We start from the raw sequence: 12,371 nt of genomic DNA, 5'->3' as shown, positions 1-12,371 counted from the left end.
GACCGAAGGATCGCTCAGTTCTCCCGGGCGATCTTCTCCTCGAGCTCGCGAATGCGCTGCTTGATCAGGCTCTCGGCCAGCTCGGGAATGATCTCCCAGGCGATCTCGCGAATCACCTTGTCCGACATCTGCTGCAAGATTCTCGCCGCGAGGCGATCCATCTCGTCGCTCGTCAAAGGAAGCGGAGCGACGCGCTCGGCCGGCTCCCCGGGAGCCGCGGATTCCCCGCGGGCAGGCGCCTCGGAGGAAGGCACGGGGACCGCGCTTCCGGAGAGAGGGACGAGAGGTGTGACGGCTTCCGGCCGCGAGGATTCGCGCGGGAACTCCGAGACGGAGGCCGTGGCGAGATCGCTCGCCAGCTCGTCCCAGGTCTCGGGCGTGCCTTCCGGGGCGCTTTCCGCGACGGGATCCTGCGGGGGAGCGGCCTCCGGGGCGGCCCCTCTCCATGGCGAGGAGATGCGCACCGTCCGGGGACCCTCGGCTGCGGGGCTCGTCTCGTCGCTCCCAATGTCGAAGCGGTCCGGCACGATGCTCTGGCGGGTCAGCTCGACCTCTTCGTCATCCTCGACTTCGCGGGCACTTTCAGCCTCGAGTTCGCGGGCAGCCTCGACTTGGCGGGGATCATGGGCTTCGCGGGTAGGATCGGCTTCGCGGGCAGGAACTTCGCGGGGATCGGCCTCGCGCTGCCGTTCCTCGGCCATCGATGGATCCTCCCCCTCCAGGCGCGTGATTCCTCCGGCGACGATCTCCATCCGGCCCAGTCTCTGCGGCTCGATGATGGGATGGCGGGAGCTGGCGATCAGCTCCTCCACTTTCGAGATCAGCATCTGGGACTCGAAAGGCTTCGTCAGGTGCCCGTTCGCCCCCGCGGCGTCGGCGCGCTTCCGATCGAAGGGCTCGAACGTTCCGGTGAGGAGAAGCACGGGGATCCAGGAGGTCTCCGGGTTCCGCTTCACCTTTTCACAGACTTCGTAGCCGTTGGCCTCCGGCATGATCACGTCGAGAAGGGCGATGTCGGGCCGGACCTCGTGGATCTTGCGCAGCGCCTGGCTGCCGTTTCCGACGCTGAAAACCTGATAATCCCCTTCCGAGAAGGTCAGCTCCACGACCTTTTGGATGGTGATGCTGTCGTCCGCGAGGAGGATCTTCTTTGGCATGGGTTCTCCCGGGCGTAGGTTCCGCGGCGCCGTGCGGCTGGCGAGACGAGGCAGCCGGCGGCCTTCGTCTTGAGCCGGCTCAACTTAGCAGATGAGTTTCGATGGTGTCAAGGCGCGGAGGGGCGCCGTGGCGGGCCTCAGGGCCGGCCGCGCTTGGGTGATCCCGCCCGCGCCGGGCCTTTCCCTCTTTTTTTGCGCGGCGCGCGGGGCGGCGCGCCGGGGGCGGGCGTGGAAGCGCGCGGCTGGATGTTACGGGCAACCCAGTCGAGCACCTCCTGAGTCGAGGCCCCGGGCGTGAAGATCGCCTTGACGCCGCGCCGTTTCAGAAACGCGAAATCCTCCTCCGGGATGATTCCGCCGCCGAAGACGGGAACCGGGAACCGGGCCTTCCTCAGGAGATCGATCACGCGCGGAAAGAGCGTCTTGTGGGCGCCGCTGAGAATGCTCAGGGAAACGGCGTCCACGTCCTCCTGGACGGCCGTCGCCACCACCATTTCCGGCGTCTGGTGCAGGCCCGTGTAGATCACTTCATGTCCCGCGTCGCGCAAGGCGCGGGCGATGATCTTCACCCCTCGATCGTGTCCATCCAGGCCCACCTTGCCGACCAGGAGCCGCAGCTTGCCCGGCCGCGGCGCGCTTTCGGTCATGTCCGAGTCCTTCAGAAGTAGGTTTTTTCCTCGCGATACGCCCCGAAGACGCCCTTGAGCGCGGCACAGATCTCGCCGACCGACGCATAGGCCTCGACGGCGTCCAGGATCGGAGGGAGCAGGTTCGTGCCGCCCCGGGCAGCCTCCACCAGGGCCGCGAGCGCCCGGCGATGCGGGCGCCCGTCGCGCCTCTTGCGGACGCTTTGGAGAGCGCGAATCTGGCGGGGCTCCACGGAGGGCGGGATCTTCAGGATTTCGATGTCGGAGGCGGCGCCCTCGGTGTACCGGTTCACTCCCACCATGACCTTCTCGCCCCGCTCCAGCTCGCGCTGATAGCGGAAGGAAGCCTCGGCGATCTCGCGCTGTGGAAATCCCTGCTCGATCGCCGCGACGATTCCTCCCATGCCGTCGATCGTGGCGATCAGATCCAGCGCCTCCCGCTCGATCCGATCGGTGAGGGACTCCATGAAGTAGGACCCGGCGAGAGGATCGATGGTGTTCGCCACGCCCGTCTCCTCGGCGAGGATCTGCTGCGTCCTCAAGGCGATCGTCACGGCCTGCTCGGTGGGCAGCCCCAGCGTCTCGTCCATGGAGTTGGTGTGCAGCGACTGCGTGCCTCCGAGGACTGCCGAGAGCGCCTGGAGCGCCACCCGCACGATGTTGTTCTGCGGCTGCTGGGCGGTGAGCGAGCACCCCGCCGTCTGCGCGTGGGTCCTGAGCGTCCAGGAGCGTGGATCCTTCGCGCCGAAGCGGTCCCGCATCACGTTCGCCCAGATGCGGCGCGCGGCGCGGTACTTGGCGATCTCCTCGAAGAAGTCGGAGTGGGCGTTCCAGAAGAATGACAGGCGCGGCGCGAACGAGTCGACGGCGAGTCCCGCCTCGCGGCAGGCCTGGACGTATCCGATTCCGTCGGCCAGGGTGAAGGCCAGCTCCTGGGCCGCGGTGGAGCCGGCCTCCCGGATGTGGTACCCGCTGATCGAGATCGTGTTCCATTTGGGCACCCGTTCGGTGCAGAAGGCGATCATGTCCACGATGATCCGGATCGACGGGCGCGGGGGAAAAATCCACTCCTTCTGGGCGATGTATTCCTTCAGGATGTCGTTCTGGACGGTCCCTTGGAGCGCTCCCCAGTCGGCTCCCTGCTTCTTGGCGACCGCCAGGTACATCGCCAGCAGGACCGCGGCGGGCGCGTTGATGGTCATCGAGGTGGAGACGCGCGCCAGCGGAATGGCCGCGAACAGCGCCTCCATGTCGGAGAGGGTGTCGATCGCCACCCCCTCCCGTCCCACCTCGCCGAGGGAGCGGGGATCGTCCGAGTCCAGGCCCATCAGGGTCGGCATGTCGAAAGCGACCGAGAGTCCGGTCTGTCCGTGCGAGAGCAGGTAGCGGTAGCGCCGGTTCGTGTCCTGGGGGGTCCCGAAGCCGGAGAACTGCCGCATAGTCCAGAGCCTGCCGCGGTACATCGTCGGGTAGGGCCCGCGCGTGAAGGGAAAAACGCCGGGCTGTCCGAGCTTCTCCTCCGGATCCCAATGCTCCAGGTCCTCGGCGGTGTACAGGCGCTCGATCGGCACGCCGGAAATCGTCGTGAACGCCGGCTTCCTCTCCGGGGATCTCTTCAGGGAGTCGCGGAGCGTCTCGGTCTCCCATTCCCGGCGGGTGCGGCGGGGCGTCAGGACGCCGGAGTCTCGCTTCATGGTCCCTCCCGGGTCATACCGCTTCCAGCAGCTTGCGCGCGATTACCAGCCGCTGGATCTCCGAAGTGCCTTCATAGATGGTGGTCACGCGGGCGTCGCGGAAATAGCGCTCGACCGGATATTCCCGCGAATAGCCGTAGGCTCCGTGGATCTGGACCGCGTCGTAGGCGACGCGGTTCACCATCTCCGTGGCGAAGAGCTTGGCCATCGACGCTTCCCGGCTGAAGGGCTCGCGCTGGTGATCCTTCAGCCATGCCGCCCGATGGACCAGAAGGCGGGCGGAGTCGATGGCGGTGCGCATGTCGGCGAGCATGAACTGGATGGCCTGGAACTCGGCGATCGACTTTCCGAAAGCCCGGCGCTGCCGCGCGAAGGCGATCGAGTCCTCCAGGCAGCCGCGGGCGATCCCCACCGCCTGGGCGCCGATGCCGATGCGCGCGCCGTCGAGCGTCGTCATGGCGATCTTGAAGCCCTGCCCCTCCTCCCCGAGCCGGTTCGCCGCCGGCACGCGGCATTCCTGCAGCTCAATCCCCCCGGTCAGGGAGGAGCGCAGTCCCATCTTGTCCTCCACCTTGCCGAAGGAGAAGCCCGGGAAATCCCGCTCGACCAGGAACGCCGTGATGCCGCGGGAGCCCTGCGCCGGGTCGGTCGCCGCCAGGACCACGAACAGGCGGCCGACCTGGACGTTCGTGACCCACGCCTTGTCGCCCGTCAGGAGGTAGAAGTCTCCGTCCCGCTCGGCCCGGGTCCGCAGATGGGCGGCGTCGGATCCGGAATCGGGCTCGGTGAGGGAAAAGCCCCCCAGGATCTCCCCGCTGGCGAGCCGCGGGAGATAGAGGCGTCGCTGCGCTTCGGTCCCGTAGCGCGCGATCGGCCCGGCGCAGACGGAATTGCTCACGCTCACCGTCACGGCCAGGGACGCCGAGCCCCTCGCCAGCTCCTCCACCGCCACCGCCATGGAGAGGCTGTTCAGGCCCGAGCCGCCGTAGGCCTCCGGGATGGCCATGCCGAGCAGCCCGAGCTCCGACATCCTGGCGATCGCTTCCGAGGGGAACCGGCACTCGCGATCCATCTCGCCGGCCGCCGGCAGGACCTCCGACGCGACGAAATCCCGGACGGTGTCCCGGATGAGGGCCTGCTCCTCGGTGAGCGAGAAGTCCATTCGGAGGCTCAATCCTTGAGAAGGTTTCCGGCGATGACGAGGCGCTGGATCTCGGAGGTTCCCTCGTAGATCTCGGTGATCTTGGCGTCGCGGAAGTAACGCTCCATAGGGTACTCGTTCATGTATCCGTAGCCCCCGAAAATCTGGACCCCCTTCACCGCCGCCCGCATCGCGGTTTCGGAGGCGAAAAGCTTGGCCTGCGAGGCTTCCATGCTGTAGCGTCCGCCCTGATCCTTCGTCCACGCGGCGCGATGGGTGAGCAGCCGCGCCGCGTCGAGCTCCATGGCCATGTCGGCGAGCATGAACTGGATCGCCTGGAACTCGCCGATCGGCTTTCCGAAGGCCTTCCGCTGGCGCGAGTAGGCGGTCGATTCCTCCAGGACGGCGCGGGTGATCCCAACCGCCTGGGCGGCGATGCCGATCCGCCCGCCGTCCAGCGTGTTCATGGCGATCTTGAAGCCGGCCCCTTCCGCGCCCAGGCGGTTCGCGGCCGGAACGAAGCAGTCTTCGAACACCATCTCCACCGAGCCGGAGGAAGTGATCCCCAGCTTCACCTCGTCCTTGCCTAGGCGGAAGCCCGCCGTCCCCTTCTCCACCAGGAAGGCGGTGATGCCGTGGTGCTTCTTGGCCCGGTCGGTGGCGGCGAACACCAGAGCCGTGTCGGCCGCGACTCCGTTGGTGATGAAGTTCTTCGTGCCGTTCAGGACGTACCCGTCTCCCTGGCTCACCGCCGTCGTCTGCTGGTTCCCGGCGTCGGAGCCGGCGTTGGGTTCCGAAAGGCAATAGCAGCCGATCTTCTCGCCCTTCGCGTGCGGCGGCAGGAATCGGCGCTTTTGCTCCTCGGTCCCGAACGCCTCCACCGGGTGGATGAACAAGGAGTTGTTCACCGAGACGATGACGCCGGTCGACGCGCAGGCGCGGGAAAGCTCTTCGATGACGAGCGTGTAGCTGACCGTGTCGAGCGCCGAGCCGCCGTATTCTTCCGCGGCCATGATCCCCATCAGGTTCAGCGCGGCGCACTTGCGGACGTTCTCGTAGGGAAACTCCCGGGTTCGGTCGTGATGGGCCGCCGCCGGCGCGATCTCGCTCGCCGCGAACTCCCGCACCGTGTCCCGGATGGCCAGTTGCTCGGAGGTCAGCTCGAGGTTCATTTTCTTCTTCCTCAGCGGCGGTTACGTCGCGGCGGTCCGGTCGCCGGGCGGCTTGGCCGCGATGAGAGCGCCTTCTCCGGGCGGCCCGACCGAAGCCGCGGGGAACTCGATGCCTTTCAGGCGGAGGCGGGGAGCATAGCAACGGCCCGGAATCAGTGTCAACCGGGGCTCGGGAAGGAGTCCGGCCGGCGCGCGGCTCAGGCCTCCGGCTCGATCAGCCCGTAATTCCCGTCCTTCCTCCGGTAGAGGACCGAGATCTGGCGGGACGAGGCGTTGCGGAAGACCAGGAACTCCTTCTCCGTGCCGCGCACCTGGAGGAGCGCCTCCTCGATCGACATCGGCTTCACCGGCCGGACGCTGACCCGGATCACCTGCGGGCCGTCGGCGCTCTCCGGCGCCGGCGTCTGGAGGCGGCGCGGCGAGGTCCGCTTACCGTCCCGCTTCCTCTCGCCCTTGATTTTCTCGCGGTGCTTCTTCGCCTGGCGTTCGAGGCGATCCCCGACCAGGCTCAGCGACGTGTACATGTCCTTGGTCTCCCCGACCGCGGAGAGCGTCGCATGCCGGTCGTGGACCACGATCTCGACGCGGTGACGGCGCTTTTCGACCGTCAGGATCACGTGCGCTTCGCTGCCGCCGTCCAGATACTTCTCGAGGCGGGACAGCCGCGCCTCGGCCGCCTGCTTGAGCGCCTGAGTCACTTCGATCTGCCTTCCCGTCATGTGGATTCTCATGGCTTCTCCACGCTTCAACGAAAGCCCTGACGGCGGTCGTTCGAGGATGGGATCCGCAGCTCTTCACGGTACTTCGCCACAGTCCGGCGCGCGATCTGCAGTCCTTCGTCGCCGAGCAGCTTCGCCAGCGCCGAATCGGAAAGAGGGCGGCCGGCGTTCTCCTCCGACACCAGCTTCTTGATCCTCTCCTTCACCGTCAGCGAGGAGACGTCCTCGCCCTGGGCGGAGGCGATGCCGGAGTGGAAGAAGAACCTCATCTCGAAGACGCCGCGCGGGGTGTGCATGTACTTGTTGTTCACGACCCGACTCACGGTGGATTCATGCATCTGGATGTCTTCGGCCACGTCCTTGAGAATCAGCGGCCGCAGGTATTCGAACCCGTAGTCCAGGAACTTCCGCTGGAAGCTCACGATGCTGCGGGCGACCTTGTAGATCGTTCGCTGCCGCTCCTCCAGGCTCTTGATCAGCCGCAGCGCGGAGCTGAGCTTCTCCCGCACGTAGTCGCGGGCTTCGCGCGTGACGTCCGTGTTCCCCTTGTCGACCATCCGGCGGTAGAACGAGCTCACCCGGAGCCGCGGCAGCCCTTCTTCGTTCAGGACGATGGTGTAACCCTTGTCCACCTTGTACACGAACACGTCGGGGATCACGTACGTGGAACGATCGGAATCGTAACGCTTCCCAGGACGCGGGTCGAGGGCGCGGATGATCTCCAGGTACTCCTGGACCTCCTCGGGAGAGCACTTGAGCGCCTGGGCGAGCTCCCGGAACTTGCGGCCCTGGAGAAGATCCATGTGATCGCGGATGATCGTCTCCTGGGGCGTCTCCTCCATGTCGAAGGCGCGAATCTGGATCAGAAGGCATTCCTGGAGATCCCGCGCGGCCACCCCGGTGGGATCGAATTCCTGGATCTTCGCGAGCACTTCGGCCACCTTCTCGGGAGGAAAGCTCCCCATGGACTCGATTTCCTCCAGGGAGGCTTTGAGGTAGCCGTTCTCGTCCAGATTCCCGATGATCGCCCGCCCGATCTCCTGCTCGAGCCCGTCCGGCACGTTCATCGACAGCTGCCAGAGCAGGTGGTCGGACAGGCTCTGCGGGCGGGTGAGGATGTTCTCCAGCGGCGGCGCCTCGATCTCCTCGGTCGGGGCGCGTGGCGAATAACCGGCGTCCATGTAGTCCTGGAAGTAGGACTGGTAGTCGATCTCCTGAAAGGAGTCCTTCACGCCGTCCGGGGCGGGCTCGGGGGCCGGGCCGGGATCGTCGGTGCGGACCTCCGGCTCGGGGGCCTGCTCCTCGCGGGTCTCGCCCGCCTCCTCGAGCACCGGGTTGAGCGTGAGCTCCTGATTGATCTCCTCCACCAGCTCCAGCTTCGACATCTGGAGCAGTTTGATGGCCTGCTGCAGCGACGGCGTCATCACCAGCTTCGTCGCCAGCCGCATGTTGAGCTTCTGTTCGAGGGCCATCGCGCTCCTCAGTTCAGCCGGAAGTTGTCGCCCAGGTAGATCTCCCGCACGCGGGCGTCGGCGGCGAGCTCGTCGGGCACGCCCTTCCGGAAGATCTCGCCGGCGGCGATGATGTAGGCGCGATCGGTGATGCGCAGCGTCTCGATGACGTTGTGATCGGTGATCAGGATGCCGATCCCCTTCTGCCGGAGCTGCTGGATGATCCGCTGGATGTCCGCCACGGCGAGGGGATCGATTCCCGAGAAGGGCTCGTCGAGCAGGATGAAGGACGGCGACAGGACGAGCGCCCGCGCGATTTCGGCGCGGCGCCTCTCGCCTCCCGAAAGCGCGTAGGCCGGAGAACGGGCCAGGTGCGAGATCTTCAGCTCCTCCAGGATGTTCCGGGCCCGCTCCTTGAGCTCTCCGGAGCTGAGATCGAGCGTCTCCAGGATGGCCATCAGGTTCTCCTCGACCGTCATCTTCCGAAAGATGCTCGCTTCCTGGGGCAGGTAGCTGATCCCCTCGCGGGCGCGGAGGTACATCGGGAGGCGCGTGATGTCGTGGCCGTTGAGGAGGATCTTCCCTTCGTCCGGCGTGACCAGCCCGAGGATGCAATAGAAGGTGGTCGTCTTGCCCGCGCCGTTCGGGCCCAGGAGCCCGACGACCTCTCCGCTCTGGATGGAGAGTGAAACCGCCCGGACCACCGGGCGTCCGCGATAGGCTTTGCTGATCCCTTCAATGTCCAATCTTCGATTCAAGGGCGCGCGTGTCCTTGTCCTTGGGATTGAGGGTGATCCAGGTGCGACCGCCCTCGGTGGTTTCGGTGAGAACGCGGTTCCCCTTCGTGTCGAAGGTCAGCGTCTTGCCGCGCAGGATCCGGCCGTTGGTGTGATCCACGACTTCCGCGAGGCCGGCGTCCTGACGCATCTCCACCATTTCGTCGTCGGGCGTGTAGACGAGGTGGTCCGAGGTCCCGGAATTCGTCAGGTGCGTGAAGCGCACCATGCTGTCCGCCAGGACCCGCGCGACCTTTCGCCGCCCTTCCCCCGCCGGGGTGAGGCTGACGTGCATCCGCTCCGCCAGGACGACCGTGTCACGGCCCGTCATCTTCACCGCGTCCCGGAAATGAACGGTCCCCTCCGATTCGGCGTAGTCCATGGAGGAAGCGACGATGATCGTGGGCGAGGAAGGCGGAGCCTTTTCGGCGGCCGGGGACGCTCCCGGGCTCGACGCGAAGCGGCACAGGACGTTGCGATACGCGCTCATCCGGCGGTCGGCGAAGTGCAGGAAGATCTCCTCGGCCTGCAGGGAATCATCCCCCTGCCAGCCGCGGGCGCTTCCGGAATACCGCGCCAGGTTGCCTCCGTCCTCCACCGTCAGGCGGGCCGATTGGAAATAGACCGACTCCTTGGGGCTGAAGAAGGACGGGCTCGAAGCGGGCGAGCCCGGCGAGGAGGGCTGAAACGACGTCTTCACGTCGCCGCGCGCCTCGAATCCCCGCTCGCCGGGATGCAGATCGATCTCTTCCGCCGCGATGCGGCTGCGCGCGTCGAGCAGGACCGGCTCCCCCCGCAAGGAGATCTTGTCGGCGGCCGCCTCGGCGAGCAGCGAGTCGCTGGTGGCGGTCATCCCTTCCCGGCGGAGCCGGCAGTTCCCCCGGGCGGTGACTTTCTCCACCGTCTTGCCGTCGGGCGTCAAGCTCGCCTCCAGCGTGTCGGCGTCGACGCTCGCCCGGGCATTCCCCTTTCCCGACAGGAAATTCGCCGAGACCTGCCCGTAGCCTTTCACCGAGAGGATGCGGTGGCGGGAGGAATCGAGCGTCGCCTTGAGATAGTTCCCGGAAAAGACGTCGGGGCCGCGGGTCATCACGACCGAGTCGTTGAAGACGACGTCGTTCTCCCGCAGGCCGAGCGCCATGTCGCCGCTGGTGATCTCGACCGGGGAGGCGTCGGCGGTCTCGGGCCGGAGCGTGACGTGCACTTCGGCGGAAATCTTCAGCGTCTGCTCCCGGGTCAGGTAGTTGAGCCCCCGGCCGCGCCCCTCCAGCCCCGCATTCTCGAAGAAGACCTCGTCGGAGGTGAAGATGACGTCGCGCTGGCCGTCGAAGTACAGACTGGAGGTGGTGAGCTTGAAGCCGTTCTTTCCGGCCACCTGAACGTCGCCGGAGAGGTGGGCCCTCTTGTCGGCCATGTCGAACTGGCCCTCGTTCCCCGCGAGGTTCAGCCGTTCTCCGTTCTCCCCGACCACCTCGAGGTGAACCCCCTTCAGCGTCTTCTTGTCGCCCACGAACCCTGTCACCTGGTCGGCGCGCATCTTGAAAGATTCCGATCCCCCCTTGGTGCCGGTGATGTAGAACTTGTCGGACAGGTCGACCACTTTCTCGTCGGAGCTTCCGGCGGGCTGCGAGATCTGGATCCGGACCGGATCCTCCTCTTTCTTGCCGAAGCTCAGGAAGATGACGATCGCGAACGCCACGAGCAGCGCCGCGACCACGACGCGCAGGGCCGTAAGCAGCCTCAGCGGGCGGAGATTGACTCGTTCCGGCGCCAGTTCGGACACTTTCGATTCTCCCGTGTCGCTCGCATCAAATATAGGGTTGAGGCCTTCGATGTCAACGACTTCCGGTCCAAGAGCCTCCCGTTTCCCGGCGCGGCGCTCAGCGTCCCCGAAACTCCGCTTTGCGCTTCTCCAGGAACGCTTTCGTCCCCTCCTTCATGTCTTCCGAGGCGCAGAGCACGCTGAAAAGGGCCGCCTCGTAGGCCAGCCCTTCGCGCGCCGGCATGTCGAGCCCCCGGTGCACGGCGTCGAGCGCGTAGCGGACCGCGAGAGGCCCTTTCGACAGGATCGTCCGGGCGACCGACTCGGTCCGCGGGATCAGTTCCTCCGGCGCCACGACCGCGTTGACGAGCCCGATCCGGTGCGCTTCCGCGGCATCGATCATCTCTCCGGTCAGGATCATCTCCTGCGCCCTGCCCCGGCCGATCAGCCGGGCCAGACGCTGGGTTCCGCCGTACCCGGGGATGATCCCGAGATTCACCTCGGGCTGGCCGAAGCGGGCGGCGCTTGACGCGAAACGGAGCGTGCAGGCCAAGGCGATTTCGCAGCCGCCTCCCAGCGCGTACCCGTTCACCGCCGCCAGGACCGGCTTGCCGAGCGACTCGATGCGGTTCAGGACGCCCTGTCCGAACAGCGTGTACTCGCGCCCCTCCACGGGGGTTTGCCGGGCCAGCTCGTTGATGTCGGCGCCGGCGATGAAGGCTTTCGCCCCCGCTCCGGTCAGAAGGATCGCCCCAACCGCCGGATCCGAGCCCATGGCCGCGAACGCGGCGTCGATCTCCTCGAGCGTGGCCCGGTTCAGCGCGTTGAGCTTCTCGGGACGGTTCACCGTGATCCGGCCGATCCGATCCTGAACTTGCACCACAAGGTTTTGGTAGCTCATGGCTCTCCCTGATTCGCGGGCGGGGCGCTCACGACGCCAGATGGTTCTGGGGGACGGGCGGCTCCTTGGCGTAGTCGTAGAAACCCTTTCCGGATTTTCTTCCGTGCATGCCGGCCAGGACCATGCGCTTGAGCAGCGGCGGCGCGGCGAAGCGGCTCTCCTTGAACTCGTCGAACATGATTCCCGCGATCGAGTAAGTGGTGTCCAACCCGACGAAGTCGAGCAGCGTGAAGGGTCCCATCGGATGGCCGCACCCCAGCTTCATCCCGGCGTCGATCTCCTCGATCGTCCCGACTCCCGATTCGAGCGCCCGGATCGCGTCCAGCAGGAAAGGCACGAGCAGGCGGTTGACGACGAAGCCGGTTCGGTCCGACGTCCGGATAGGGGTCTTGCCGAGCGACCGCACGAAGGCGAGCGCGGTGGCTTCGACCTCCTCGCCGGTCACCACGGTGCGCACTACCTCGACCAGCTTCATCAAGGGGACCGGATTGAAGAAATGGAGGCCCATGAAACGGTCCGGCCTCGAGGTGGCGCCCATCATTTCGGTGATCGAAAGGGAGGAGGTGTTGCTCGCGAAGATCGCCTTGGGCTTGCAGATTTTGTCCAGGCGGGAAAAAGTCTGGCGCTTGACCTCCAGGTTCTCGCTGACGGCCTCGACGATCAAATCGCAGTCGGCGAGATCCTCCATCCGCGTGGCGCCCTTCAAAAGCGCCAGCGTCTTCGCCTGGACCTCGGGGGCGATCTTCCCCTTTTCGACGCCGCTCCGGAGGAACCCCTCGATCCGCTTGAGCCCTCGGTCCACCAGATCCTGGGAAATCTCCAGGACCGTCGTCGGGTATCCGGCCTGCGCCGAAACCTGGGCGATTCCCGATCCCATCAGACCGGCGCCCAGGACTCCCACGGTGCGGATTGTCATCGCCTCTCCCCGCAGCCCGGTCCCGGGGGCCGCCT

At 66.4% G+C, this 12,371-nt stretch carries 10 protein-coding genes and 1 pseudogene; all 11 read right to left on the bottom strand.

From position 1 onward, the window contains the following. Positions 1-14: 14 nt before the first annotated feature. Positions 15-1,157, bottom strand: coding sequence for a response regulator (locus VGR67_06505; protein ID HEV8336044.1), 1,143 nt, complete (start codon positions 1,155-1,157; stop codon positions 15-17). 230 nt (positions 1,158-1,387) lie between these two features. Continuing rightward, positions 1,388-1,804 (bottom strand): annotated as a pseudogene (locus VGR67_06500) (cobalamin B12-binding domain-containing protein). Positions 1,805-1,815: 11 nt separating this feature from the next. Beyond that, positions 1,816-3,498, bottom strand: coding sequence for a methylmalonyl-CoA mutase family protein (locus VGR67_06495; protein ID HEV8336043.1), 1,683 nt, complete (start codon positions 3,496-3,498; stop codon positions 1,816-1,818). 13 nt (positions 3,499-3,511) lie between these two features. Next, positions 3,512-4,660: an acyl-CoA dehydrogenase gene (locus VGR67_06490; GenBank protein HEV8336042.1), complete on the bottom strand. Its 1,149-nt coding sequence runs from the start codon at positions 4,658-4,660 to the stop codon at positions 3,512-3,514. Between the two features lie 8 nt (positions 4,661-4,668). Further along, positions 4,669-5,811 (bottom strand): acyl-CoA dehydrogenase family protein, encoded by a 1,143-nt coding sequence (locus tag VGR67_06485; protein ID HEV8336041.1) that lies wholly within the window; start codon positions 5,809-5,811, stop codon positions 4,669-4,671. A 197-nt stretch (positions 5,812-6,008) separates the two neighbouring features. Beyond that, complete coding sequence (gene raiA / locus VGR67_06480) at positions 6,009-6,542, bottom strand: ribosome-associated translation inhibitor RaiA (GenBank protein ID HEV8336040.1); 534 nt, start codon at positions 6,540-6,542, stop codon at positions 6,009-6,011. 14 nt (positions 6,543-6,556) lie between these two features. Next, positions 6,557-8,002 (bottom strand): RNA polymerase factor sigma-54, encoded by a 1,446-nt coding sequence (gene rpoN / locus VGR67_06475; GenBank protein ID HEV8336039.1) that lies wholly within the window; start codon positions 8,000-8,002, stop codon positions 6,557-6,559. An 8-nt stretch (positions 8,003-8,010) separates the two neighbouring features. After that, entirely contained in the window at positions 8,011-8,739 is a 729-nt protein-coding gene (gene lptB / locus VGR67_06470; protein ID HEV8336038.1) for an LPS export ABC transporter ATP-binding protein, read from the bottom strand. Beyond that, complete coding sequence (gene lptC / locus VGR67_06465; protein HEV8336037.1) at positions 8,717-10,540, bottom strand: LPS export ABC transporter periplasmic protein LptC; 1,824 nt, start codon at positions 10,538-10,540, stop codon at positions 8,717-8,719. The genes lptB and lptC overlap by 23 nt, the downstream gene beginning before the upstream one ends. 97 nt (positions 10,541-10,637) lie before the next feature. Then, positions 10,638-11,420 (bottom strand): enoyl-CoA hydratase-related protein, encoded by a 783-nt coding sequence (locus VGR67_06460; GenBank protein ID HEV8336036.1) that lies wholly within the window; start codon positions 11,418-11,420, stop codon positions 10,638-10,640. A 28-nt stretch (positions 11,421-11,448) separates the two neighbouring features. Further along, a complete protein-coding gene (locus VGR67_06455) occupies positions 11,449-12,336 on the bottom strand; it encodes a 3-hydroxyacyl-CoA dehydrogenase family protein (protein ID HEV8336035.1) in 888 nt (295 codons plus the stop codon). Between the last annotated feature and the right edge of the window lie 35 nt (positions 12,337-12,371).

The organism is Candidatus Polarisedimenticolia bacterium (assembly GCA_036004685.1).
GTDB lineage: Bacteria > Acidobacteriota > Polarisedimenticolia > Gp22-AA2 > AA152 > DASYRE01.
Note: the sequence above shows the minus strand (reverse complement) of the source record. Positions and strands in the feature narration are given on the sequence as shown.

Excerpts from the sequence above, each read along its gene's own strand:
- VGR67_06490 (HEV8336042.1), bottom strand. The coding sequence starts at position 4,660 with ATGGACTTCTCGCTCACCGAGGAGCAGGCCCTCATCCGGGACACCGTC.
- raiA (HEV8336040.1), bottom strand. The coding sequence starts at position 6,542 with ATGAGAATCCACATGACGGGAAGGCAGATCGAAGTGACTCAGGCGCTC.
- VGR67_06505 (HEV8336044.1), bottom strand. The coding sequence starts at position 1,157 with ATGCCAAAGAAGATCCTCCTCGCGGACGACAGCATCACCATCCAAAAG.
- VGR67_06495 (HEV8336043.1), bottom strand. The coding sequence starts at position 3,498 with ATGAAGCGAGACTCCGGCGTCCTGACGCCCCGCCGCACCCGCCGGGAA.
- VGR67_06460 (HEV8336036.1), bottom strand. The coding sequence starts at position 11,420 with ATGAGCTACCAAAACCTTGTGGTGCAAGTTCAGGATCGGATCGGCCGG.
- VGR67_06485 (HEV8336041.1), bottom strand. The coding sequence starts at position 5,811 with ATGAACCTCGAGCTGACCTCCGAGCAACTGGCCATCCGGGACACGGTG.
- rpoN (HEV8336039.1), bottom strand. The coding sequence starts at position 8,002 with ATGGCCCTCGAACAGAAGCTCAACATGCGGCTGGCGACGAAGCTGGTG.
- VGR67_06455 (HEV8336035.1), bottom strand. The coding sequence starts at position 12,336 with ATGACAATCCGCACCGTGGGAGTCCTGGGCGCCGGTCTGATGGGATCG.